Genomic DNA, 23,529 nt, shown 5'->3' on the forward strand with positions numbered 1-23,529 from the left:
CTGGTACAGCGCCGACGTGGCGTTGGCCTGCGCCGCGAACTCCTCAGACGGCGGGAATGTCCTGCTTTCCGTCAGCAGGTTGTCGAGCGTGTTGCTCTGCCCGTCGGGCTGGCTCATTGCCCAGAACCTCCCTGGAGATGTGAATGCACTGATAGACGCACCGTAGTGCGATCTCGCTCACCGCAACAGAGGTTTCGCTTTATTGGTTCAGACCAATCGGTCGCAACGGACCGAACACGCGCCGTCACCGTCCGATCCGGACCTGGTTCCGCTGCGTTGCCCAGCGGTAACGCAGCGTCCACGAGGTGCAACGCGCTCGCAACTGTGGCACAACTCGCACGCGGGCCGCGCGCCGGGGTTTCGGGTACCGGCCGGTAGCGTCTGGACCCGTGAACGACAAGCCATCGCTGGCACCGCTGCTCGAACTCGACGGGGTCACCGACGCGGTCGCCTCCGCCCGCGCCGCGATCGACGAGGTGCACCGGCACCCGGCCAACCGGCGTGGCTGGCCCGCCACCGCCGCCGAGGCCTCGGTGCGCGCGGCCCGCGCCTCGGCCGCCGTCGCAGGTGGTGCCACCGAGATCCCGGATTCCGGTGAGGTCAGCGATCCGCTGCTCGCCGGGTCGCTGCGCGTCGCCGAGGCGATGGGCACGCTGCTGCCCACCTGGCAGCGCGCTCCCCGGCAGGCCCTGGCGCGGATGCACCTGCTCGCCGCCAGCGACCTCGTCGACGACCCCGAGCAGCTCGGCCGACCGCAGGCCGACCCGGTGATCTCCGAGCGGCTGGACCTGCTCAGCGAGATCATCACCGACCCGGAGGCGCACGGGGCCGGCCCGGTGCTGGCCGCTGTCGTGCACGGCGAGCTGCTCGCGCTGTCCCCGTTCGGCCACGCCGACGGCGTCATCGCCCGCGCCGCCGCGCGGCTCGCGGTCATCGGCAGCGGACTGGACCCCAAGGGCCTGGTCGTGCCGGAGGTCGCCTACTTCCGCAGGCAGGAGGACTACGCCGAGCGCGCGCTGGGCTTCGCCACCGGCGACCCGGACGCGGTCGCGGCGTGGATCGTGCACTGCTGCACCGCGCTGGAGTCCGGTGCTCGCGAGGCGGCGTCGATCGCCGACGCGGTCCAGGAGGGATGACGGTGAAGAAGGTCCTGATCGACTGCGACCCGGGCATCGACGACGCGCTGGCCATCGCGCTCGCGCACGGCGACCCGACGCTGGACGTCGTGGGCATCACCGCGGTCGGCGGCAACGTGCCGCTGGAGTTCACCACCGAGAACTCGCTGCGGCTGCGCGACTACTACGGCATGACCGCGCCGGTGGCGCGCGGCGCCGGGCGGCCGCTGGTGCGCGAGGGCATCAACGCCGGCAACGTCCACGGCGTGATGGGCCTCGGCGAGGTCGTGCTGCCGGAGACCGCGAGCGAGCTGGACCCGCGGCACGCGGTGGACCTGATCATCGAGACGCTGGCCGCCGCTCCCGGTGAGATCAGCCTGGTCGCGACGGGTCCGCTGACCAACATCGCGCTGGCGGTGCGCAAGGAACCGAGGATCGTCGAGTGGGCGGCCGAGTTCGTGATCATGGGCGGCGCCTACACGCGCGGCAACCGGACCCCGGCAGCCGAGTTCAACATCATGGCCGATCCGGAGGCCGCCGCCGTCGTCTTCGAGGCGGGCTGGACGACCGTGATGATCGGCCTCGACCTCACCCACCAGGCCCGCGCGAACGCCCAGGTCCGCGCGCGCTTCGAGGGCCTCGGCAGGCTGGAGTCCGAGCTGCTCACGCCGTGCCTGGACTTCTACGGCCGGTTCCCCGACTACCAGGAGCTCGGCCCGGCGATCCACGACGCGTGCGCGATCGCCTACCTGATCGACCCGACGCTGATGGACGCCGTGCCCGCCCGCGTCGACGTCGAGACCCAGGGGCGGTTCACCTCGGGCATGACGGTCACCGACTTCAAGGCCGAGACCCGCAACGCACTGGTCCCGACGGTGCTGGACCAGGCGCGATTCTGGGACCTGATGACAGAGGCGTTCCAGGTGGTCGCCAAGGCGATGGGCTGACCCGCTCTCAGCCCCGCAGGCTGCGGAGGGCGTCTCGGACGTGGCCGTCGGCGACGGCCAGCGCTGCTGCGGAGCGTTCGACGTCCGCGCCGGAGAGCAGGTGGACCAGGGCCGTCTTGAGGTCCTCGCCCGCTGCGGTCAGCGCATCCGAGCACTCGTCCTCCGAGGCGCCGGTGGCCTCCTGGAGGATGGTGATCGTGCGGCCGCGCAGCTTCGCGTTGGTCGCGAGCATGCTGACCATGAAGTTCGAGTAGACCCGCCCCAGCTTGATCATCACCGCCGTGGAGAACGAGGTGAGCACCAGCTTCTGCGCGGTCCCGGCCTTCATCCGGGTCGAGCCGCTGATCGGCTCCGGGCCGGTGTCGGCGGCGATGACCACGTCGGCGGGCACCGGGCCGGGGTTCGGGTTCGAGGTCAGCAGCGCGGTGCTGGCGCCGATCTCCTTGGCCGCCGTCAGCGCCGAGATCACGTACGGGGTGCGGCCGGACGCGGCCAGCCCGAGCACGAAGTCCTTGTCCGAGCCCTGCGCGCGGATCTCGCGGGCGCCCGCGTCCTCGTCGTCCTCGGCGTTCTCCACCGCCTGCTGGTAGGCGTCCGGCCCGCCCGCCTGGTGCGCGACGAACCAGTCCGGCGGGGCGTTGAACGTCGGGATCAGCTCGGCGGCGTCGAGCACGGCCAGCCTGCCCGAGGTCCCCGCACCCACGTAGTGCACCCGGCCGCCGGAGCGCAGCGCCGCGACGGCGAGGTCGACGGCCTCGGCCAGCTCGGGCAGCACGCGCCCCACGGCCTCCGGGACGGTGCGGTCCTCGCGGTTGAACAGCTGCAGGACGTCCAGCGTCGGCAGCAGGTCGATGTCGCGGGTGTGCGGGTTGGTCTGCTCGGTCGGCGAAGCGACGCGAATCGCGTGATCCCGGCTCAAATTCATGCCTCCTGATTCGGTTGTGCGAGGCCGCTCGCGATGAGCCGTCAGGCCTCTCGGTGCCGGCGCTTGTCGGGACGACTGTCGAGGCGATGTCCGGACACCGCATCGCGAGTCGCTTCCAGCGCCGTTCTGGTCTGCTCCAGGTGCCGCTGGGCGACGCCGATGAACAGGCAGTCGATCACCGTCAGCTGCCCGATCCGGCTGGCCATCGCGCCGGACCGGTAGGTCGTCTCGCGCACGGCCGTGGTCAGCACGTGGTCGGCGATCTCGGTGATCGGGGAGCGCGCGAAGTTGGTGATCGCGCTGGTGGTGGCGCCGTGCCGCTTGGCCTCGCGCAGCGCCTCGACGGTCTCGGTGGTGGCTCCGGTGTGCGAGATGCCGATCGCGACGTCGCCGGGTTCGAGCACGGCGGCCGAGGTCAGCGCGTTGTGGGTGTCCGACCAGGCGAAGCTGACCAGGCCGATGCGGTGCAGCTTCTGCTGCAGGTCGAGGGCGACGAAGGCGCTGGCGCCGACGCCGTAGACGTCGACGCGGCGCGCCGTGGCCACGGCGTCGACCAGCGCGTTCAGCGACGTGGCGTCGAGCTGGCCCGCGGTCTCCTCGACGGCCTTGGCGTCGGCGTAGCCGACCTTGGAGATGATCTGCCCGATGCCGTCGTCGGGGCCGATGTCGCCGCCCAGCTCGCGGTCGCGCGTCGAGGTGCGCGCGGTGTCGGCGGCCAGGGCGATGCGCAGGTCCGGGTACCCGCCGACGCCGATCGCCTTGCAGAACCGGGTGACGGTTGTTTCGCTGGTGCCCGCGGCCTCGGCGACCTCGGTGATGCTGCGGCGCGAGATCGAGGCCGGGTCGGCGAGCACGATGTTGGCCACGCGCTGCTCGGCCCGAGCGAGTCCGGGCAGCAGCGAGCGAATCTTGACGAGGGGGCTGCCCTCGCTCGATTCGGTGGAGATCTCTGAAGTGGCCATGTGGGAAACTTACTAACCGATTCTCGTGCAGGTCAATGCATCTCGTCAGGGTATCCGTCGGGTAGACGGGTCCCGCCTGGGTTCAGGTTGCACCACGGGACCGGAGTTCGGGCGGGCCCAACGGCCCGACTCCGCGGTCGACATCTACACCTCCTCCGCCCGCGCGCGTCGCGGCGTTCTTGTCATCTGACAGAAACGCGAGCCGTCGGCTCCGGAAACATCCGGCGCGGACACTTCCGGCCGCACGCGCGTTCGACCGGAGGAGGGACTGGATGGTCGTCGAATCACCGCGCAAGGACCCGTCGCAGGACCAGGCGGTGCGGGAAACGCTGGAGGACTACACGCTCCGCTTCGCCCCGCGCAGCTATCGGCGCTGGAAGCCCGGGGTGGTGGCCACGACGGCGCTGGGCGGCATCGCCTACCTCGCCGACTTCTCGATCGGCGCCGGAATCGGCCTGAGCTACGGCACCCTCAACGCGCTGGTGGCGATCCTGGTCGCCGCGCTGATCATCTTCGTGACCGGTGTGCCGCTGGCCTACTACGGCGCCCGCTACAACATCGACCTCGACCTGATCACCCGCGGCTCCGGCTTCGGCTACTACGGATCCGTGCTGACCAGCGTGATCTTCGGCAGCTTCACCTTCATCTTCTTCGCCACCGAGGGCGCGATCATGGCCCAGGGCCTGCACGCCGGGCTCGGGGTGCCGCTGTGGCTGGGGTACCTGATCACCACGCTGGTCGTGGTGCCGCTGGTCGTCTACGGCATGAAGGCGCTCAGCACCCTGCAGGTGTGGACGACGCCGCTGTGGCTGCTGCTCATGGTCGGCCCGATCGGCTACCTGGTGATCGTCGACCCGGACTCGGTGAGCCGCTGGCTCGCCTTCGCCGGCGAGTCCGGCGGCGGGCTCAGCGCCGCTTCGGTGATGCTCGGCGCGGGCGTGGCGCTGTCGCTGATGGCGCAGATCGGCGAGCAGATCGACTACCTGCGCTTCATGCCGCCGCGCACCGAGGCCAACAAGCGGTCCTGGTGGCTGTCGACGCTGGTCGCGGGGCCGGGCTGGGTGGTGTTCGGCGCGGTCAAGCAGGCCACGGGCGCGTTCCTGGCGTTCTTCATCATGGGCGCCGCCGGGGCCGCGGCGACCGAGCCGGTGCAGCAGTTCATGGGCATCTACGAGCTGTTCGTGCCGGTCTGGCTGGCGATCCCGCTGGCGGTGGTGCTGGTGGTGCTCAGCCAGGTCAAGATCAACGTCACCAACGCCTACTCCGGTTCGCTGACCTGGACGAACTCCTTCACCCGGGTCACCAAGCACTACCCGGGCCGGATCGTGTTCGTGCTGGCCAACCTCGCGGTCGCGCTGATCCTGATGGAGGCGAACATGTTCGCCTTCCTCAACTCGGTGCTGAGCTTCTACGCCAACTGCGCGATCGCGTGGGTGTGCACGGTGGCCGCCGACATCATGATCAACAAGTTCGTGCTGAAGCTGTCCCCGAAGGAACCGGAGTTCCGGCGCGGGATGCTGCACGCGGTCAACCCGGTCGGCGTCACGGCCTTCCTGGCCTCGGCGATCATCTCGATCGCGATGTACTTCGGGGCCTTCGGCGACGCGATCCAGCCCTACTCGCCGATCGCCGCCGTGGTCATCGCCGTGGTCCTCACCCCGGTGATGGCGATCGTCACCCGCGGCCGCTTCTACCTGCGCCGCACCGACGACGGCATCGACGAGCCCCGCTTCGACGCGAGCGGCACCCCAGTCGCGACCGCCTACACCTGCGACTACTGCGCGCAGGAGTTCGAGCGGCCGGACGTGCTCGCCAGCGCCGAGCCCGGCAAGATCGTCTGCTCGTTGTGCGTGACCACCGACAAGACCGGGAAGCTGGTCCTCCCAGCTTCCTGACCAGTGGAAATATCGGGAAAAGCCGTCAGCGCGAGGTGGCGGTCCAGCCGTCGAGGTGCAGCTCGGTGGAATCCCGCTCGGAGTCCAGCAGGGTGCGGTGATCGTCGGTGGCCTTGAGGCCGTCGACGTTCACGCCCCGGCCCTCGTACTGCTCGTCGAGGCCGTAGCGCCAGCGCAGCTGCACCTTCTCGCCCGGCGCCGCCGGGACCTCGCCGTCGACCTGCCACCAGGCCCGGTGCCCGGACCCCGCCAGCCCCTGCTGCGGGCCGGCCGGCGCGCCGGGCCCGGACGCGGTCAGCGGCACCGGCCGCCAGGTCACCCCGTCGGCGCTGGACTCGACCGTGAGCGCGTCGGTGCCGTCGGAGTCGCGCTGGGTGTCGACGAACGCGTCGAAGGACACCTTCAGCGGCCCGTTCACCGGCCCCAGCGGAGCGCTCGTCAGCGTCCCCGCACCCGGCGCGTAGAACGACTCGCGGCCCTCGCGCGGGAACACCGCCAGCGCCCGGGCCATGCCCTGCGCCAGCGCCTGGCGGGCGCGGTTGTTCGAGCCCCACTCCCGCGACGGGTGCACCCGGTTGGTCAGCAGCACCGCCACCGACCGCGACGCCGGGTCGATGACCAGCGACGTCCCGGTGTAGCCGGTGTGCCCGGCGGTGCGCGGGGCGCTCAGCCCGGCCATGTACCAGCGCTGGTCGAGCTCGAAGCCCAATCCGTGCGCGTTGCCGGGGAACTCGCCGTTGAAGTCGGTGAGCATCTTCTCGACGGTGCTCTGCGACAGGATCCGGGTGCCGTCGTAGGAACCGCCGTTGAGCAGCGCCTGGCCGAGCTTGGCGAGGTCGTCGGCGGTGGAGAACACCCCGGCCTGCCCGGCGACACCGCCCAGCGACCAGGCGTTCTCGTCGTGCACCTGGCCGCGCACCATGCCGCGCGGCGGATCGGCCTGGAACTCGGTGGCGGCGATCCGGTGCAGCTTCGAGGCCGGCGGGTTGTAGCCGGTGTCGGCCATCCCCAGCGGCTTGGTGATCCACTCCTGGACCACCTGGTCCAGCGGGTGCCCGGTGACCCGCTCGACCAGCACGCCGAGCGTGATCATGTTCGGGTCGGAGTACTCGTAGTGCGTGCCCGGCGGGTGCTCCGGCGTCAGCGCCAGGACCGACGGGATGCGCTGCTCCGGCGGCAGCTTCCACAGCTGCACCTCGGCCTGCAGCCCGGAGGTGTGGGTGAGCAGCTGCTCGACGGTGATGTCCTGCTTGCCGTTGACCGCGAACTCCGGCAGGTGCTCGGCGACCCGGTCGTGCAGCGAGATCTTCCCGTCGTCGACCAGCTGCAGCGCGGTGATCGAGGTGAACAGCTTGCTGATCGAGGCGACGTCGAAGATCGTGTCCGGCCGCATCGGCTCCTGGTCCTGCGCGGGCAGCTCGGTGCCGTTGCCGTCGGCGTAGCGCAGCTCCTTGCCCGCCGCCGTGCGGCTGACCACCACGCCGTCGTGCGCGAGCAGCCCCACCGCGCCCGCGTACATCGGGTGCTCGGTGTCCGGGGTCTTCTCGGTCCACGCCGCGAGCTGCGCCCAGGCGTCGTCGATCGGTGCCGGGTCCAGGCCGATGCCCGAGGGCGTGCCGTCCTGCAGCAGCGTCGTGGCGGGCGCGAAGCCGTCCTGCGGCCGGTCGAAGTGCCCGGCCGCCCGTCCCTGCCCGGCCACCGCCGAGCCGCCCAGCGCGGTCAACGACAGCAGCGCCACGGCCGCCAGCGCGGTCTTGCCCAAGTCAGCCCCCTCAGCGGTAGAGCAGGTAGGGATCGCGTTGCCTGCGGAAGTTCACGACGTCCTGCCGCCAGGAATCGGTGATCTCGTCGACGTCGGCCCCCGCGTCCACCATGCCGCGCAACCGGTCGGAACCGGACAACTTGTCGACCATCCCATCCTCGCGCCAGGCGAAGAGCTGGGGATAGAGCCGTCGGGCTGTGACCAACATCGCAACCGCGACCCGGATCGGGTCCAGCTCGCCCGTGCGGTGCAGCTGCACGCCGCCGCAGGTCTGCTCGGCGTGCTTGGAGAACGTCGGGACGAAGTAGGTCTCGCGGAACCGCACGCCCTCCAGCGACATCCCGTTGAGCTCCTCGGCCCACCGCCAGTCGACGCCGGGAGCCCCGAGGATCTCGAACGGGCGCGTCGTGCCGCGCCCCTCCGACCACGTCGTGCCCTCGAACAACCCGGTCCCCGGGTACACCGCGGCGGTCTCCCGGGCCGGCATGTTCGGGCTCGGCGGCACCCACGGCAGGCCGGTGTCGGCGGTGCGCCCCGACCAGCCCTCGACCCGGACGACGTTGAGCTCCGGCAGCGGGGCGGGCAGGTGCACCCGGTCGAAGAGGCGGGCCAGCTCGCCCACGGTCATGCCGTGCTGCTGCACGATCGGCAGCTCGCCGACGCCGGAGGCGAAGCGGGGGTCCAGGGTCGGGCCCGCGACCAGCGGGCCGATCGGGTTCGGCCGGTCCAGCACCACGAACCCCAGGCCGAGCTGCTGCGCGGCCTGCATCGCCGTGTACATCGTCCAGATGTAGGTGTAGAAGCGGGCGCCGACGTCGGCGATGTCGAAGACGACCTGCTCCACACCGGCCTTGCGGAACAGCTCCGCGAGCTTGGTGGCGTCGACGCCGTAGGCGTCGTAGACCGGCAGCCCGGTGCGCGGGTCGCGGACGTCGCCCTCCGACCCGCCGGCCTGCGAGGTGCCGCGGAAGCCGTGCTCCGGGCCGAACACCGCCGCGATGTCGAGCTCGCCGCCGGCGTGCATCACGTCCACCAGGTGATCGAGCGTGGACAGCACGCCCGTCGGGTTGGTGACGATGCCCAGCCTGCGCCCGGTCAGGTCCGAGAAGCCCCGCCCTGCCAGCACGTCCGCGCCCGTGCGCACCTGCCCGGGCTCGATCTGCGCGGGCTTGGCCGCGCACGCCGAGCTGGACGCCACGCCGACCGCCGGGACCGCCAGCGCCGAGGCGGTGAGGAAGCGCCTCCTGCCGATGCCGCTCACGCCGCTCACCAGCCCAGGCCGAAGCCGAACGGGTACCGGTCGGTGCCCGGCTTGCCGGGCTCGGGGACCGGCACCGGGAGCTTGCCCCTCGGGGCGGTCTCGCCGAAGAGGACCTTGGCCACCGACTCCATCGCCACCGGCTTGTCCGAGTAGCTCGCGATCCACGCGGGAACGTCGGCGTAGGCCGCGTCGTAGGGGTCGCGGGTGGCCACGGCGATCACCGGCTTGCCGGTCTGCTGCAGCGCCCGCACCAGGTCGAGCTGGCTCGCGTTGTCCGGGTTCCAGGCGGCGTTGGTGAGCACCACCGCGACGTCGCTGGCCTTGGCCCGCTCGACGGCCTGGCCGATCTGCTCCGGCGTCGGCTGCAGGTCGGTGGCCAGCGCGGAGCTGCGCGGCCCGCGCGCCCGCACCGAGTCCGACAGCGCCCGGGTGCCCTTCTCGCTCGCGCCGGTGACGAACACCGAGCCCGGCGACTTCAGCGGCAGCGCGGCGTCGTTGCGCAGCAGCGTCGTGGTCGGATCGGTGATCCGCTGGGCCTCGTCGAGGTGCTCGCGGCTGCCGACCACCGAGTCGACCTGGCCGGTGTCGACGAACGGGTCGGCCAGCACGCCCCGCTGCTCCTTGAGCTTGAGCACCCGCGACACGCTCTCGTCGATGCGCTGCTCGGTCAGCCGACCGTCGCGGACCGCGGCGATCACGCCGTCGATGGCGACCTGCAGGTTCTGCGGCATCAGCATCACGTCGGCACCGGCCTGCAGCGCCAGCACCGGGATCTCGGCGTCCGGGTGCTGCTCGCGGACGCCCTCCATCTGCAGCGAGTCGGTGAACACCACGCCCTGGTAGCCGAGCTCCTGGCGCAGCATCCCGGTGAGCACGTTCGGCGCCAGCGTCGCCGGCCGGCCGGAGTCGTCGAGCTTGGGGACCACGATGTGCGCGCTCATCACCGAGTCGGTGCCGGCCGCGATGGCCTCCTTGAACGGCGGCGCGTCCAGCTGCTCCCACTGCTGCCGGTCGTGCTCGATGACCGGCAGCGCCGTGTGGCTGTCGGTGTTGGTGTCGCCGTGGCCGGGGAAGTGCTTGACCGAGGCCGACACGCCCTCGCCCGCGGGCTGGGCGTCCTCGTAGCCGCGCACCTGAGCGGCGGTGAACTGCGCCGCCAGCGCCGGGTCGGAGGAGAAGGAGCGCACGCCGATCACCGGGTTCGCCGGGTTGACGTTGACGTCCCCGCTCGGCGCGAAGTTCATGTTCAGGCCCATCGCCCGCAGCTCCCGGCCGGTGATCGCGGCGGACCGCTCGGCGGCCACCGGGTCCCGGCCCGCGCCCAGCGCCATGTTGCCGGGCAGCTGGGTGGCGGGTTCGGTGATCCGCGTGACCTGGCCCTGCTCCTGGTCGGTGGAGATCAGCAGCGGCACCCGCGCGCCCGAGCTGGTCGCCGCGGTCTGCAGCCCGTTGGACAGCTCCGCGATCTGCTTCGGGTCGTAGAGGCTGTTGGACCACGTGAAGTGGATGATGCCGCCGAGGTGGTACTTCTCCACGACCTGCGCGGGGGTGTCGACGCCGAACTCCTCGCGGTTGACCGGGTCCGGCGTGTCGGCCGTGCGGCCGTAGGCGTAGGTGACGAAGAGCTGACCGACCTTCTGCTCCAGCGTCATCTGCTGCAGCAGTTCGTCAGCGGTCTGCGCTCTCGGGGCTTCGGGGGACAGGGCACTCCCGGTCGTGGTCAGTGCGGCGGCGCCGACGGCCAGCGCGCTCAACGCGATCACGGCACGTCGGGTCGGGGATCGCCACGCCACATCGGCCTCCAAGACGAGAACTGTTCACCACAAGTCCAGTGGAAGTAGGAAATTACTCACCATGAATGTGGAGGTCAACGTTCTGGATCGGTCCGAGCGGGGCGAGGTTCCGCTGCCCGGCCGCCGCTGCGCGCAAAAAGAGCGGCGCCCGGTCTCGGGCGCCGCCCCCTCGCGCGAGGTCCTGGGTTACCAAGCGTGCTCTCTCGTCGTAACTTTCGGGCTAGGCGTCCGGCGTCCCGGTGACGCAACCCTGTGCACGACAGCCTTATCTGCGGCGACGCGTGGGTGCTCCAAGTCTCGCGCGCGGAGCCTGAGAGGGGTGGACGTTACTTCTCCTCCGTAACGTCCCTGGCCAAACAGGGTCCGCACCTCCCTTTGTAGACGGTGATGCCCGTCACTGCAAGGGTTCTTCAGGGCGAACCGCGAGGGTGACCACCAGGGTCTTTGGTCACGCTCGGCGGTCACCGGCGACGTCGCCAGGCGCGCACGCCCCACCAGGTGGCGCCGGCGGCCGCGACGGCGCCGAGCCCGACGCCCGCGGCGGTCACCGCGGCGCGCGACGGGGTGGGGATGCGGGCGCGCAGCGAGACCGGGTGCTCGAAGGCCAGCGAGGGCCAGCTGCGCTGGACGGCCTCCTTGCGCAGGCCGCGATCGGGGTTGACCACCGTGGGGTTGCCGACGGCCTCCAGCAGCGGCATGTCGGTGATCGAGTCGGAGTAGGCGTAGGACTCGTCGAGGTCGTAGCCGTGCTCCTCGGCGAGCTCGCGGGCGGCCACGGCCTTGTTCTCCGCCGAGCAGTAGAAGTCGACCTCGCCGGTGTAGCGGCCCTCGGAGACGACCATGCGGGTGCCGAACCAGTGATCGGCGCCGAGCAGCTTCGCGATCGGGGCGACCACCTCCTGGCCGGACGCCGAGAGCACGACGATCTCGTGGCCCTGCTCCTGGTGATCGGCGATGAGCTGGGTGGCCTCCTTGTAGACCAGCGGGTCGACGATGTCGTGGAGGGTCTCCTCGACGATGGCGTTGACCTGGTCGACGTCCCAGCCCGCGCACAGCGAGGTGATGTGGGCGCGCATCCGGTCCATCTGGTCGGCGTCGGCGCCGGCGAGCATGAACACGAACTGCGCGTAGGCGCTCTTGAGCACCGCTCGGCGGTTGATGAGCCCTTCCTGGAAGAACGGGCGGCTGAAGGCGAGCGTGCTCGACTTGGCGATGATCGTCTTGTCCAGGTCGAAGAACGCGGCCACCCGGTGTCCGGGAGCGGCGGCGGGGTTCGCGGGCTCGGTCACGCGGACAGCATACGAGCCGGGCGCGGGGAGTTGAGCCGGGCGCGGGCGGCATTTCGCCGCTCGTTCCGCCGGACCCCGGACAGGTTGTGCGGGGTCTCCCTTCAGAAGAGCGATTCTTCACACACCGTGCGGTGTGCGGAAGGTTGCTCGTCGCCGTGATGGATTTTCTTGCCACGAATGAATGGTTTTGGCCAAGTCATCGGGCACTGAGAGCAAAGACGTTCCCTCAAATGGACGGGAGGCATTACTGGGGATCAGCGGGATACAGTGTGGGGAGTCCGGCGTGACCGGACCAGTTCAGCTCGACCCCCCGGAGCTGAACTAGGACGACCCCCGCCCCTCCCCCCTGGCGGGGGTCGTCTCGTATGCGGATGCTCCCACCTGCGCGAAGTCCGTGCTCGCGCAACAGTTTCCGGGCGAGCAAAATGTGAATTCCCTTCGTTTATTGTGCGGGCCTCGTGCAACTCTTTCGGGTTGCGCGAGTTATCCACAGCGAGGGGGTTACTCCACAGATTTCAGAAATCGCTTGGCAGTCCGACCGGCCCCGGTCACTTTGGATAACGAGCGGCCATTCGCGGCACCACGCTCCCTCTTCCGGCCGATCCGGAAGTGGTTTTCCTCCGAATGATCCCGATCCTGGGAGTCCGTCATGGCCGCACGATCATCCGAGTCCGAAACCGCGCACCCGCTGCTGGCGGTGCAGGACGCCGACTTGGCCGAGGAGATCACCCGGCTCGCCGCCGCTTCCGGCGGCGAGATCGAACGCGCGCCACGACTGCTGCCGACCTCATGGCGCACCGCGCCGCTGGTGCTGCTCGACGAGAGCACCGCGACCGCGTGCGCCGCCCGAGGACTGCCGCGCAGACGTGGCGTCGCCCTGCTGTGCCGCCGGACCGACGAACGGGTGTGGCGCACCGCCTTCGACGTCGGGGCGGAACGGGTTCTGACCCTGCCCGCCGACGAGCGCCGGCTGATCGAGCTGCTGGCCGACGCCGCCGACGCCCCGGAGGGCGAGGGCCGGGTGCTGGCCGTGCTCGGCGGCTGCGGCGGTGCGGGCGCTTCCGCGCTCGCCACCGCGGCCTCAGCCGTTGCCGCCCGCGGCGGCGGCCGGTCGCTGCTGGTCGACTGCGACCCGCTCGGCGGCGGCCTCGACCTCGTCGCCGGGCTGGAGCGGGAGGAGGGGCTGCGCTGGTCCGGCCTGTCGGTCGGCGCCGGACGGCTGGGCGCGGGTGCCCTGCGCCAGGCCCTGCCGCGCAAGCGCGTCGGATCTGGGGAGATGGCCGTGCTCGCCTGCGATCGCGACCGCGCGGCCAGCGGGCTCACGCCCGAGGGCGTGCGCGCGGTGCTCGGCGCCGGGCGCCGGTCGGGCGCGACCGTGGTGTGCGACCTGCCGCGCTGCCCGGTGCCCGGTGATCCCGACGAGCCCGTGCTCGGCGACGCCGAACTCGCCGTCGTCGTGGTCCCCGCCGAGGTGCGCGCCTGCGCCGCGGCCGCCCGCGTCGTCGCCACCGTGACCGAGCGCGCCGGATGCCCCGTGCGGCTGGTGGTGCGCGGCCCGTCGCCGGGCGGGCTCAGACCGCGCGACGTGGCGCGCGCGGCGGGCGCCCCGGTGCTCACGACGATGCGACCGCAGCCGCGGCTGGCCGCCGCCGTCGACCGCGGAGACCTCGTCGCCGCGCTGCGCCGCGGCCCGCTGACCACCGCCGCCGGGGCGGTGCTCGCCGAACTCGCGGCCGCGGAGCCACCAGTCCCGCGCTGACGTCCCTGCTCTGAAACCCGTTGCCCCGAAGCCGATCTCGCCCGATCGGCCATGCCGTCCCGCCGTTCTCGCGGCAGGGGAGGGGAAGGATCGCCATGTCCGTGGACCGCGAACTGCTGGCGCGCGTGCGCACCCGACTGGTGAGCAGTGGTGCCGCGCTCAGCCCCGCCGCCGTGGCCGAGGCCGTCCGGGCCGAGTCCGACGGCCTGGTCGCCGACGCCGACGTGCTCGCCGCGCTGCGCCTCGTGCAGCAGGAGTTCTCCGGCGCGGGAGCGCTCGAACCGCTGCTGGACGACCCCGAGATCTGCGACGTGCTGGTCACCGCGCCGGAGAAGGTGTGGGTCGATCGCGGCGACGGGCTGCGACCCGCGCGGGTGCGCTTCCCCGACGAGGACTCGGTGCGCAGGCTCGCCCAGCGGCTGGCGATGTCCAGCGGGCGACGGCTCGACGACGCCCAGCCGTGGGTCGACGCCTGGCTGCCGCAGCGCGACACCGGCGCCGTCCGGATGCACGCCGTGCTGCCCCCGATCGCCGGTGACGGCACGTGCCTCTCGCTGCGGGTGCTGCGGCCCGCCGACCACGACCTCGCCGCGCTGCAGCGGGCCGGGACCTTCGACGAGCGGATCGGCGCGGTGCTGCGCGAGATCGTGGCCCGACGCCTGGCGTTCCTGATCACCGGCGGTACCGGCAGCGGCAAGACCACGCTGCTGGCGGCGATGCTCGGCGCGGTCGGGGAGCACGAGCGGATCGTCTGCGTCGAGGAGGCCGCCGAGCTGCGCCCCCGCCACCCGCACGTGGTGCGGCTGCTGACCCGGCCGCCCAACGTCGAGGGCGCGGGCGAGATCGGCGTGCGCGACCTGGTGCGCCAGGCCTTGCGGATGCGCCCGGACCGCCTCGTCGTCGGCGAGGTGCGCGGTGACGAGGTGCGTGAACTCCTTGCCGCGCTCAACACCGGGCACGACGGGGGCGGCGGCACGCTGCACGCCAACTCGCCGCGCGAGGTCCCGGCGCGGATGGAGGCGCTGGGCGCGCTCGGCGGGCTGTCCCGGGACGCCCTGCACAGCCAGCTCGCCGCGGCCGTCCAGGTCGTGCTGCAGGTCCGGAACCGGCGCCTCGCGGCGATCGGGGTGCTGCACCGCGTCGGTGATCAGGTGAGCGTCCGGCCCGCCTGGGAACGCGAAACCGGTTGGGGTGTGGGCCGTCACGACCTCGCCGACCTGCTGGAATCCCGGGGAGGTGCGTTGCCGTGCTGATCCCGAGCGCCCTGCTCGCGGCGGCGGGGCTGCTGTGCTGGCCGACGCCCTCCAGTCGCCACCGGCTGCCCGGGCTCCCGCGCGCGCCGCTGCGGCTGCCGCGCCCGACCCGGCTGCTGCCCTGGGCGGCAGGGCTCGCCGGAGCGGTGTTCGCGGGTCCGGCGGGGATGTGCGCGGCGTTCGCGCTGACCCTGCTCGCAGCCCGGTACCTGCGGGAGCAGCGCGAGGAACGGCGGGACCTGGCGCTGCACGACGAGTTCGCCGAGGGGCTGCGGCTGCTGGTGAGCCAGGTGCGCGCGGGAGCGCACCCGGCGAGCGCGGCGGAAGGCGCGGCGGCCGAGGCGGGACCGGCCGTCGCGGGTCTCTTCCGCGACCTGGCCGCGACCGCCCGGTTGGGCGGCGACGTCACCGCCCTGTCCGGCACTCCTCTGTCCGGACCACCACGCGAGCCGGTGCGGCGGCTGACCCGCGCCTGGGAGCTGGCCGAACGGCACGGCGTCGCGCTCGCCGAACTGCTGGACTCGCTGCGCCGCGACGTCGAGCGGCGCACCGCGTTCCGGCGCGAGGTCGCGGCGAAGATGGCCGGTCCGCGCGCCACCGCGGGCGTGCTCACCGGGCTGCCGGTGCTGGGGCTGGTGTTCGGGCACGCCGCCGGGGCCTCGCCGCTGGCGGTGTTCGGCAGCGGCCCGGGCGGCCAGCTGCTTCTGCTGATCGGCGTGGCGCTGCTGATCGCCGGGGTGCTGTGGAGCTCGCGGCTGACCCGAGCGGTGGTGCGGCCGTGAGCGCGGTGCTCGTGCTGCTCGCCGCGGCGGTGCTGCTCGTGCCGGTCGCGTCGACCCGGCACCGGCTGCGGCTGCCCCGGCCGCGCGCCCCGGCGAAACCCCGTCCGCGGCGGGCGGATCGCGCCGATCCGCTGGTGCTCGCCGCCGGGTGGGACCTGCTGGCGGCGGGGATGCGGGCCGGGCTGCCGGTGCCGGTGATCGTGCGGGCGGTGGCCGTCGAGGTCGGCGGCACCGCGCGCCGAGCGCTGGACGAGGTCGCCGATCACCTGGCGCTGGGCAGCGACGCCGCCACCGCGTGGGAACCGGCGCTGCGCGACCCCGGCACCGCCGAGCTCGCCCGCGCGGCCCGGCGCACCGCGCGCACCGGCAGCGCGCTCGCCGACGTGGCGGCCGAGCTCGCCGAGCGCGCCCGCTCGCGCGGATCGGAGCTGGCGGAGGTGCGGGCCCAGCGCGGTGCCGTGTGGATCTCGGCGCCGCTCGGACTGTGCTTCCTGCCCGCGTTCCTGTGCCTGGGCGTGCTGCCGGTCGTGCTCGGCATGTTCGAGGAACTCCCGATCGACCCACTGCACACACGATGAGGAGACGACGATGCGGAACCTGATCCGGCGGCTGCGGGCCGCGCTGACCGGCGACGCCGGGATGTCCACGGCGGAGTACGCGGTCGGCACGCTCGCCGCCGTGGCCTTCGCGACCACCCTGTACGCGGTGGTGACGAGCGGATCGGTCGAGGAGGCGCTCACCGGCATCATCCAGCGCGGCCTGCAGGGCGCGGGCACGTGAACGACCGGGGCTCGGTGACCGTCGAGGCGGCGCTGGGGATCTGCTCGCTGGTCGCGGTTTTCGGGCTGCTGCTGCTCGGGTGCGCGGCGGTGCTGGGGCAGCTGCGCTGCCAGGACGCCGCCGTCGAGGCGGCCCGCCTGCTCGCCCGGGGTGACGCGCCCCGGGCCGAGCGGGCGGTGCGCGCCCTCGCGCCCGCCGACGCGCGGTACGAGCACGCGATCACCGGCGATCAGGTCCAGGTGCGGATCAGCGCGCGCTGGGCGCGGGCCGAGGCCGTCGCGGTGCTGGAACCGGGGGAGGGGTGATGGACGATCGGGGTTCGGCGACGCCGGTCGCCGCGGTGCTGTCGCTGGTCGTGCTGCTCCTGCTGTGGTGGCTGGTGCAGCTCGGCGCGGCCACCGCCGCCCGGCATCGGGCCGAGGGCGCCGCAGACCTGGCGGCGCTGGCGGCCGCCGCCCACGCGATCGGTGGACCCGAGTCCGCCTGCGCCCAGGCCGAACGGGTGACCAGGGGGATGCGGACCAGGTTGATCACCTGCACCCTGACCGGTCGAGAGGCCCGCGTCGAGGTCGCGGGAGAGCTGCCAGGTCCGCTCGCCGGGAAGGCACCGCCCAGCGCACGCGCTCGCGCCGGACCCGCAACCCGCTGATCTGGGCGTATCACGGCGGGTGTACGACGAGCGGTCGGTGAGCGGTCCGGCGGGCAGGGGAGCGGTCGCCGACGCTTCACCGGCGGAGTTCGGTGGGACTCCCGATCTTTCAGCGCGCGTGTTCCGCGTCTCACGTTCGTCGCCGCTGAACGACCGGTCGTCGCAAGGGGTCTGTACGGCCCGGGGCCGGATGACGTTTCTTTGAAGTGTGAGCGGCGAGCCCGGGTTCGCCACGAACCGAGGTCCACCTGACAAGGAGGTCAGGGGATCGGCCGGAACCCCGAAATCCGGCCGGTCGATCTCAGGGAGCACCACGCCGCTCACCGCTGAACAAGGAGGCGGAGCACATGCAATGGTCTGCGGAGAGGTGGCAGAGCGCCTTCCGCGGCGTCCCGGCCCACCCGGCCGGGCTGACCAGCAGCCGGATCGACCTGCGCGTGCAGGCAATCGACTTCGCGTCGCGCGGGTGGTCGGTGTTGCCCGGAACGTTCCCGAAGGACGGCGAGTGGTTCGGCCGCCGCGGCATGCAGCTGCACGGCCCGACCCCGGTCCACTCCGACTGGCAGGACCGACTGGGGGCGGACCTCGCCGAGGTCATGTCCTGGTGGGACGACCACCCGTACAACCTCCTGCTGGCGACCGGTTTCCAGGTCGACGCGATCGAGGTCGACACCGCGACCGGACGGCAGGCGGCCAAGGTGCTGCGGGCCGGCGGGTTCCCGGTGCCGATCGTGGCGACCCCGACCGGTAGCTGGTTCTTCCTGACAACCCCTGGGGGTCAGCTCAACGGCGAGCTGGCCGAGGAGAGCGGAATCCGCTTGCACGGCAAGGGGAGTTGGGTTCCGCTGCCACCGTCGGCCTACCCCGGCGGAGCGGTGCACTGGCGGGTCAAGCCCGACGTGTGCGCCTGGCAGCTGCCCAGCCCGGAGTTCGTCCACGACGCGCTCCGGACCGCGCTGGAGATCGATCACCAACCGGAGAACGTGGCGGAACTTCTCGCAGCGACCAGGTAGGTCCTGCCGCCGTGACGCGCTGAGCGGTCCGGACACCGCGCCCAGGGCTTCCCCGGCCCGACCCGGCACGAGCTTCCCCGCGAGCACGCACCAGCCTGCGCGCTCATCGTGCCTGGTCGGGCAGCCCACCCGGACCACCGGCGCTGCCCCGAAGCACGGCGGACACCGCGTCGAGAACAGCCACCGCCCCTGCCTTGTCCAGCGGTTCGTTGCCATTCCCGCACTTGGGCGACTGAACGCAGGACGGGCATCCGGCCGGGCAGTCGCAGGAAGCGATCGCTTCCCGCGTCGCGACCAGCCAGGGGACCAATGCGGCGAAACCGCGATCGGCGAATCCGGCCCCTCCCGGATGGCCGTCATGCACGAACACCGTTGCCTCCCCGGTGTCGGCATGCAGCGCGGTGGAGACCCCGCCGATGTCCCAACGATCGCAGGTCGCGAACAGCGGTAGCAGGCCGATCGCCGCGTGCTCGGCGGCATGCAGCGCGCCGGGGATGCGCGCCGGTTCCAGCCCGGCGCCCCCCGGCGCGCTGCTCATCAACAGCTCCTGGCTCACCGTGTACCAGACGGCGCGGGTGCGCAGCGTCTGCGCGGGCAGGTCCAGCGGGACCTGGTCCAGCACCTCGCCGGTGGGTCGTTTCCGCAGGTAGCCGACTACCTGCGAGGTCACCTCGACCTCGCCGAGGTGGGTCGTGACACCGGCTCCGGTGTCGTTGCTCTCGACCGTGCGGAGCACGGAGATGTCCACGTCGTCGCGCGGCGAGGTCGTCCAGTCCGGGCTCTCCTCGTGGACCAGCGCGATCGCCGACTCCAGGTCGAGCTCGTCGACCACGAACGACTCGCCCCGGTGCAGGTACACCGCGCCCGGGTGCACCGTGGAGCACGCCGAGTCCGGGTCCACCGTGCCGAGCATCCGCCCTGATTCGCCTTCGACCACGGCGATCGGCGGTCCGCCGGAGCCGCGCAGCTCGACGGTGCGGTGCGGGCGTTCCCGCTCGGTCCAGAACCAGCCGTGCGGGCGGCGGCGCAGCACGCCGTCGGCGGCCAGCGCCTCCACGGCCTGCCGCGCGGAGTCGCCGCCGAAGATCTCGAAGGACTCCTCGGTGAGCGGCAGCTCGGCGGCCGCGCAGGCCAGGTGCGGTTCGAGCACGTAGGGGTTGGTGGGGTCGAGCACGGTGGCCTCGACCGGCCGGGACAGCACGGCCGGTGGGTGGTGCACGAGGTAGGTGTCCAGCGGGTCGTCGCGCGCGACGAACACCACGAGAGCGCCGTCCCCGTCGCGGCCGGCCCGCCCGGCCTGCTGCCAGAACGACGCCAGGGTGCCCGGGTACCCGGCGACGACGACGGCGTCGAGCCCGGAGATGTCGACGCCGAGCTCCAGCGCGTTGGTGGTGGCCACCGCGCGCAGTTCTCCGGTCAGCAGCGAGCGTTCCAGCTCGCGGCGGTCTTCGGGGAGGTACCCGCCGCGGTAGGCGGCGACCTTCCCCGGCAGCGAGGAGTCCACTTCGGACAGAGCGCGCTGCGCGGCCAGGGACGCGAGCTCGACGCCGCGTCGGGAGCGGATGAACGCCAGGGTGCGCGCGTCCTCGACGACGAGCTCGGTGAGGATCCGCGCCGCCTCGGAACCGGCGTTGCGGCGCACCGGGGCTCCGTTCTCGCCGACGAGGTCGTCGAGCAGCGGCGGTTCCCAGAGCGCGACGGTGCGCGCGCCGCGCGGTGATCCGTCCTCGGTGATCGCCCTGCAGCGCGCCCCGGTCAGCCGCTCGGCGAGCTCGGCGGGGTCGGAGACGGTGGCCGAGGCCAGCACGAACACCGGGTCGGCGCCGTAGCGCTGAGCGATCCGGCGGAGCCTGCGCAGCAGCAGCGCGACGTGCGAGCCGAACACGCCGCGGTAGGTGTGGCACTCGTCGATGACGACGTGGGTGAGCCGCCGGAAGAACTGCGCCCAGCGCCCGTGGGAGGGCAGCACGCCGAAGTGCAGCATGTCCGGGTTGGTGAAGACCCACCTGCCGTGCTGGCGGACCCAGTCCCGCTCGGCCTGCGGGGTGTCGCCGTCGTACTTGACCGCGCGGATCTCGTTCAGCTCCAGCTCGGAGATGCTGCGCAGCTGGTCGGCGGCCAGCGCTTTGGTGGGGGAGAGGTAGAGCGCGGTGGCCTTGGGGTCGTCGAGCAGCCGGGAGATCACCGGCAGCTGGTAGACGAGCGACTTGCCGGACGCGGTGCCGGTGGCGACGACGACGTTCTCGCCGTCGTGCACGGCCTCGGCGCCCTCGACCTGGTGGATCCACGGTTCGTCCGCGCCGCGCGCCCGGAACGCCTCGACGAGCCGGGGCGGTGCCCACTTGGGCCAGTCGGCGGTTCGGGCGGTGCGGGCCGGCCGGTGCTCGACGTGCGTCACGGGCGACTCGTCGGCCGGGATCCCGGCGAGGACGCGGCCTAGCAGCCGCTGTCCCTTGTCCTCCTCGCGCACGTCGCCAGCCTTGCACAAACCTGATCCGCACCCGCACAGGTGTTCCCCTCCGCGAGTCGGGCGTGTCCCCTTTCGGGGGGATTTCGGTGCGTGTTCCGCGAGCTGGACGAGTTCTCGCCGTTCAGGAGGCGACACGCCATACCTCATGTCACCCGTTCGTACCAAATCAAAATATGTCCGAACAGGGGATCAAGTAGGGCTCTGAATCGATCATTCGGTAACGAAAACGCACGTCGAGACGAGTTGCGTATCACACCGTGAGGTAAGCCACTCGTGGTCTGAATAGACTCCCGACCCACGACGTCGCCACGGACGGCCAGCGGACGAACACGGGCCGTACCGGGCGGGGCCGCCTACCGCGCATCGGGGCCCGGTGAGAGCGTGCTGCAAGAGCGTGCGGGCCGCCGGTGTGAGAACCGAGCACAACCCAGGAGGACGGATGTCCCTGCTCACCCCGGTCCAGCACGGCTGGGCCCAGGGCGCTGCACCACCGAGCTCGCAAACCCGGATGGACCTCGCCCAACAAGCCTCCGGAGCCACCGGAATCGAGCTCGCAGGCATCGACTACGCGGTCGTCGGTGTCGTCATGGTCATCGCTCTGGCCGCACTGGCCTTCGGCTACGTCCTGATCAGGGAGGTGCTCGCCGCCGGGCAGGGCACCGCGAAGATGCAGGACATCGCCAAGGGCGTGCAGGAAGGAGCGTCGGCGTACCTGAACCGGCAGTTCCGCACCTTGGCGATCTTCGCCGTGGTGGTGTTCCTCGTCCTGTTCGCGCTGCCAGCGGAGACCATCGGGGAGCGCATCGGACGATCGGTGTTCTTCCTGTTCGGCGCCGCGTTCTCGGCCGTCATCGGCTACCTCGGCATGTGGCTGTCCACCCGCGCGAACGTGCGCGTGGCCGCAGCCGCCCGCGAGTCGGAGGAGGGCCGCGAGAAGGCGATGCGCGTGGCGTTCCGCACCGGCGGCGTGGTCGGCATGATGACCGTCGGCCTCGGCCTGTTCGGCGCCGCGCTGGTCGTGATGGTCTACGCGGGCGGAGCCCCGCGCGTGCTGGAGGGCTTCGGCTTCGGCGCCGCGCTGCTGGCGATGTTCATGCGAGTCGGCGGCGGCATCTTCACCAAGGCCGCCGACGTGGGCGCCGACCTGGTCGGCAAGGTCGAGCAGAACATCCCCGAGGACGACCCGCGCAACGCGGCCACGATCGCCGACAACGTCGGCGACAACGTGGGTGACTGCGCGGGCATGGCGGCGGACCTGTTCGAGTCCTACGCGGTGACCCTGGTCGCCTCGCTGATCCTGGGCACCGCCGCCTTCGGCGCCCACGGGCTGCTGTTCCCGCTGATCGTGCCGGCCATCGGCGTGCTCACCGCGGTCATCGGCGTCTACATCACCAAGGCCCGCTCCGGCGAGAGCGCGCTGACCGCGATCAACCGGTCGTTCTACATCTCGGCCGGGATCTCGGCGGTGCTGTGCGCGATCGCCGCGATGCTGTACCTGCCGAGCACGTTCGCCGAGCTCTCCGGCGTGTCGGAGGAGGTGCGCGCCACCCCGGGCAGCCCGGCGCTGGTCGCGCTGATGGCCGTGGTCATCGGCATCCTGCTCGCCGTGGTCATCCTGAAGCTGACCGGCTACTTCACCGCCACCGAGCACCGCCCGGTGCAGGACGTCGGCAAGTCGTCGCTGACCGGTGCGGCCACGGTGATCCTGACCGGCCTGTCGGTCGGCTTCGAGTCCGCCGTCTACACCGCGGCGGTCATCGGCGCGGCCGTGTTCGGCGCGTTCCTGCTGTCCGGTTCGCTGCCGGTGGCGCTGTTCGCGATCGCGCTCGCCGGGTGCGGTCTGCTGACCACCGTCGGCGTCATCGTCGCGATGGACACGTTCGGCCCGGTCAGCGACAACGCGCAGGGCATCGCCGAGATGTCCGGCGACGTCGAGGGCGAGGGCGCGAAGATCCTCACCGAGCTCGACGCGGTCGGCAACACCACCAAGGCGATCACCAAGGGCATCGCGATCGCCACGGCGGTGCTGGCGGCGACGGCGCTGTTCGGCTCCTACACCGACGCCATCGGCGCCGCGCTGGCCGACGTGGCCGGGCAGCTGTCCGTCTCGGAGTTCTTCGTCTACGCGCCGAACGTCCTGGTGGGCGTGGTCATCGGTGCCGCGGTGGTGTTCCTGTTCTCCGGTCTGGCGATCAACGCCGTGTCCCGCGCGGCCGGTGCCGTGGTCTACGAGGTGCGGCGCCAGTTCAAGGAGAAGCCGGGGATCATGGACGGCTCGGAGCGCCCCGAGTACGGCAGGGTGGTCGACATCTGCACCCGCGACTCGCTGCGCGAGCTGGCGACGCCGGGTCTGCTGGCGGTGCTGGCCCCGATCGCGGTCGGGTTCGGGCTGGGCGTCGGTCCGCTGGCCGGGTACTTGGCCGGTGCCATCGCCACCGGCACCCTGATGGCCATCTTCCTGGCCAACTCGGGTGGTGCCTGGGACAACTCCAAGAAGCTGGTGGAGGACGGCTACCACGGTGGCAAGGGGTCCGAGGCGCACTCGGCCACGGTCATCGGTGACACCGTCGGCGACCCGTTCAAGGACACCGCCGGTCCGGCGATCAACCCGCTGCTGAAGGTGATGAACCTGGTGTCGGTGCTGATCGCGCCGGCCGTGGTCTACTTCGCCGTCGGCGACGCCGCCAACCCGGCGGTGCGGATCGGGATCGCGGTCGTCGCGCTCGCGGTGATCGTGGCCGCCGTGGTGATCTCCAAGCGGCGTTCGACCGCCATCGCGGACGAGCCCGCGGACGACAAGACGATCAACGGCGCTCCCGCCTAGATCGGTCCCTGCGCGATGGGCGTCACCCGGTTCGGGTGGCGCCCATCGCT

The 23,529-nt window shown here is 72.0% G+C and carries 19 protein-coding genes; 12 read left to right on the top strand and 7 right to left on the bottom strand.

Annotated elements, in window-relative coordinates:
• Window positions 1-389: 389 nt before the first annotated feature.
• Complete coding sequence (locus QFW96_RS29535) at window positions 390-1,136, top strand: Fic family protein (RefSeq protein ID WP_281459036.1); 747 nt, start codon at window positions 390-392, stop codon at window positions 1,134-1,136.
• Between the two features lie 2 nt (window positions 1,137-1,138).
• The gene (locus QFW96_RS29540) at window positions 1,139-2,062 is read left to right on the top strand and encodes a nucleoside hydrolase (RefSeq protein ID WP_406693037.1); all 924 of its coding nucleotides are present in this window, start codon (window positions 1,139-1,141) and stop codon (window positions 2,060-2,062) included.
• Window positions 2,063-2,069: 7 nt separating this feature from the next.
• Here QFW96_RS29540 and murQ read toward each other — a convergent pair whose 3' ends face one another.
• Entirely contained in the window at window positions 2,070-2,987 is a 918-nt protein-coding gene (gene murQ, locus QFW96_RS29545) for an N-acetylmuramic acid 6-phosphate etherase (RefSeq protein ID WP_281459038.1), read from the bottom strand.
• Window positions 2,988-3,028: 41 nt separating this feature from the next.
• Window positions 3,029-3,949 (bottom strand): MurR/RpiR family transcriptional regulator, encoded by a 921-nt coding sequence (locus tag QFW96_RS29550; protein ID WP_281459039.1) that lies wholly within the window; start codon window positions 3,947-3,949, stop codon window positions 3,029-3,031.
• Window positions 3,950-4,221: 272 nt separating this feature from the next.
• On the opposite strand from QFW96_RS29550, the gene QFW96_RS29555 reads away from it, so the two are divergent.
• On the top strand, window positions 4,222-5,844 hold the full coding sequence (locus tag QFW96_RS29555) for a purine-cytosine permease family protein (RefSeq protein WP_281459040.1): 1,623 nt from the start codon (window positions 4,222-4,224) through the stop codon (window positions 5,842-5,844).
• A gap of 25 nt (window positions 5,845-5,869) precedes the next feature.
• Here QFW96_RS29555 and QFW96_RS29560 read toward each other — a convergent pair whose 3' ends face one another.
• The 4 genes from QFW96_RS29560 to QFW96_RS29575 all read right to left on the bottom strand — a co-directional run bounded on the left by QFW96_RS29560 (window position 5,870) and on the right by QFW96_RS29575 (window position 11,949).
• Complete coding sequence (locus QFW96_RS29560; protein ID WP_281459041.1) at window positions 5,870-7,606, bottom strand: serine hydrolase domain-containing protein; 1,737 nt, start codon at window positions 7,604-7,606, stop codon at window positions 5,870-5,872.
• Window positions 7,607-7,616: 10 nt separating this feature from the next.
• A complete protein-coding gene (locus QFW96_RS29565; protein ID WP_281459061.1) occupies window positions 7,617-8,858 on the bottom strand; it encodes an exo-beta-N-acetylmuramidase NamZ family protein in 1,242 nt (413 codons plus the stop codon).
• Between the two features lie 14 nt (window positions 8,859-8,872).
• Entirely contained in the window at window positions 8,873-10,630 is a 1,758-nt protein-coding gene (locus QFW96_RS29570) for a glycoside hydrolase family 3 protein (protein ID WP_281459042.1), read from the bottom strand.
• A 491-nt stretch (window positions 10,631-11,121) separates the two neighbouring features.
• Window positions 11,122-11,949: an HAD-IB family hydrolase gene (locus QFW96_RS29575; RefSeq protein WP_281459043.1), complete on the bottom strand. Its 828-nt coding sequence runs from the start codon at window positions 11,947-11,949 to the stop codon at window positions 11,122-11,124.
• Window positions 11,950-12,598: 649 nt separating this feature from the next.
• Here QFW96_RS29575 and ssd point away from each other — a divergent pair.
• The 8 genes from ssd (at window position 12,599) to QFW96_RS29615 (ending at window position 18,185) form a co-directional block, all read left to right on the top strand.
• Window positions 12,599-13,708 (top strand): septum site-determining protein Ssd, encoded by a 1,110-nt coding sequence (gene ssd / locus QFW96_RS29580; protein WP_281459044.1) that lies wholly within the window; start codon window positions 12,599-12,601, stop codon window positions 13,706-13,708.
• Between the two features lie 95 nt (window positions 13,709-13,803).
• Window positions 13,804-14,961: a TadA family conjugal transfer-associated ATPase gene (locus QFW96_RS29585; RefSeq protein ID WP_281459045.1), complete on the top strand. Its 1,158-nt coding sequence runs from the start codon at window positions 13,804-13,806 to the stop codon at window positions 14,959-14,961.
• Window positions 14,955-15,743 (top strand): type II secretion system F family protein, encoded by a 789-nt coding sequence (locus tag QFW96_RS29590; protein ID WP_281459046.1) that lies wholly within the window; start codon window positions 14,955-14,957, stop codon window positions 15,741-15,743. The genes QFW96_RS29585 and QFW96_RS29590 overlap by 7 nt, the downstream gene beginning before the upstream one ends.
• The gene (locus QFW96_RS29595; protein WP_281459047.1) at window positions 15,740-16,321 is read left to right on the top strand and encodes a type II secretion system F family protein; all 582 of its coding nucleotides are present in this window, start codon (window positions 15,740-15,742) and stop codon (window positions 16,319-16,321) included. The genes QFW96_RS29590 and QFW96_RS29595 overlap by 4 nt, the downstream gene beginning before the upstream one ends.
• A 10-nt stretch (window positions 16,322-16,331) precedes the next feature.
• Window positions 16,332-16,523: a DUF4244 domain-containing protein gene (locus QFW96_RS29600; protein WP_093415620.1), complete on the top strand. Its 192-nt coding sequence runs from the start codon at window positions 16,332-16,334 to the stop codon at window positions 16,521-16,523.
• Window positions 16,520-16,828, top strand: coding sequence for a TadE family type IV pilus minor pilin (locus tag QFW96_RS29605; protein ID WP_281459048.1), 309 nt, complete (start codon window positions 16,520-16,522; stop codon window positions 16,826-16,828). The genes QFW96_RS29600 and QFW96_RS29605 overlap by 4 nt, the downstream gene beginning before the upstream one ends.
• Window positions 16,828-17,172 carry an Rv3654c family TadE-like protein gene (locus QFW96_RS29610; protein ID WP_281459049.1) on the top strand — a complete coding sequence of 115 codons (345 nt, stop codon included), beginning with the start codon at window positions 16,828-16,830 and terminating at the stop codon, window positions 17,170-17,172. Before QFW96_RS29605 ends, QFW96_RS29610 begins: the two co-directional genes overlap by 1 nt.
• Before the next feature lie 347 nt (window positions 17,173-17,519).
• Entirely contained in the window at window positions 17,520-18,185 is a 666-nt protein-coding gene (locus QFW96_RS29615; protein ID WP_281459050.1) for a bifunctional DNA primase/polymerase, read from the top strand.
• A gap of 103 nt (window positions 18,186-18,288) precedes the next feature.
• On the opposite strand, the gene QFW96_RS29620 is transcribed toward QFW96_RS29615, so the two are convergent.
• Window positions 18,289-20,673: a DEAD/DEAH box helicase gene (locus tag QFW96_RS29620; RefSeq protein ID WP_281459051.1), complete on the bottom strand. Its 2,385-nt coding sequence runs from the start codon at window positions 20,671-20,673 to the stop codon at window positions 18,289-18,291.
• A 490-nt stretch (window positions 20,674-21,163) separates the two neighbouring features.
• Here QFW96_RS29620 and QFW96_RS29625 point away from each other — a divergent pair, with 490 nt between their 5' ends.
• Window positions 21,164-23,479 (top strand): sodium-translocating pyrophosphatase, encoded by a 2,316-nt coding sequence (locus tag QFW96_RS29625; RefSeq protein WP_281459062.1) that lies wholly within the window; start codon window positions 21,164-21,166, stop codon window positions 23,477-23,479.
• Window positions 23,480-23,529 lie beyond the last annotated feature (50 nt).

This window comes from Saccharopolyspora ipomoeae (genome assembly GCF_029952525.1).
Lineage (GTDB): Bacteria > Actinomycetota > Actinomycetes > Mycobacteriales > Pseudonocardiaceae > Saccharopolyspora > Saccharopolyspora ipomoeae.

What these genes read in the sequence shown, in the direction of transcription:
- QFW96_RS29585 (WP_281459045.1), top strand. Translation starts at nt 13,804, where the DNA reads ATGTCCGTGGACCGCGAACTGCTGGCGCGCGTGCGCACCCGACTGGTG.
- QFW96_RS29625 (WP_281459062.1), top strand. Translation starts at nt 21,164, where the DNA reads ATGGACCTCGCCCAACAAGCCTCCGGAGCCACCGGAATCGAGCTCGCA.
- QFW96_RS29555 (WP_281459040.1), top strand. Translation starts at nt 4,222, where the DNA reads ATGGTCGTCGAATCACCGCGCAAGGACCCGTCGCAGGACCAGGCGGTG.
- QFW96_RS29610 (WP_281459049.1), top strand. Translation starts at nt 16,828, where the DNA reads ATGGACGATCGGGGTTCGGCGACGCCGGTCGCCGCGGTGCTGTCGCTG.
- ssd (WP_281459044.1), top strand. Translation starts at nt 12,599, where the DNA reads ATGGCCGCACGATCATCCGAGTCCGAAACCGCGCACCCGCTGCTGGCG.
- QFW96_RS29600 (WP_093415620.1), top strand. Translation starts at nt 16,332, where the DNA reads ATGCGGAACCTGATCCGGCGGCTGCGGGCCGCGCTGACCGGCGACGCC.
- murQ (WP_281459038.1), bottom strand. Translation starts at nt 2,987, where the DNA reads ATGAATTTGAGCCGGGATCACGCGATTCGCGTCGCTTCGCCGACCGAG.
- QFW96_RS29615 (WP_281459050.1), top strand. Translation starts at nt 17,520, where the DNA reads ATGCAATGGTCTGCGGAGAGGTGGCAGAGCGCCTTCCGCGGCGTCCCG.
- QFW96_RS29550 (WP_281459039.1), bottom strand. Translation starts at nt 3,949, where the DNA reads ATGGCCACTTCAGAGATCTCCACCGAATCGAGCGAGGGCAGCCCCCTC.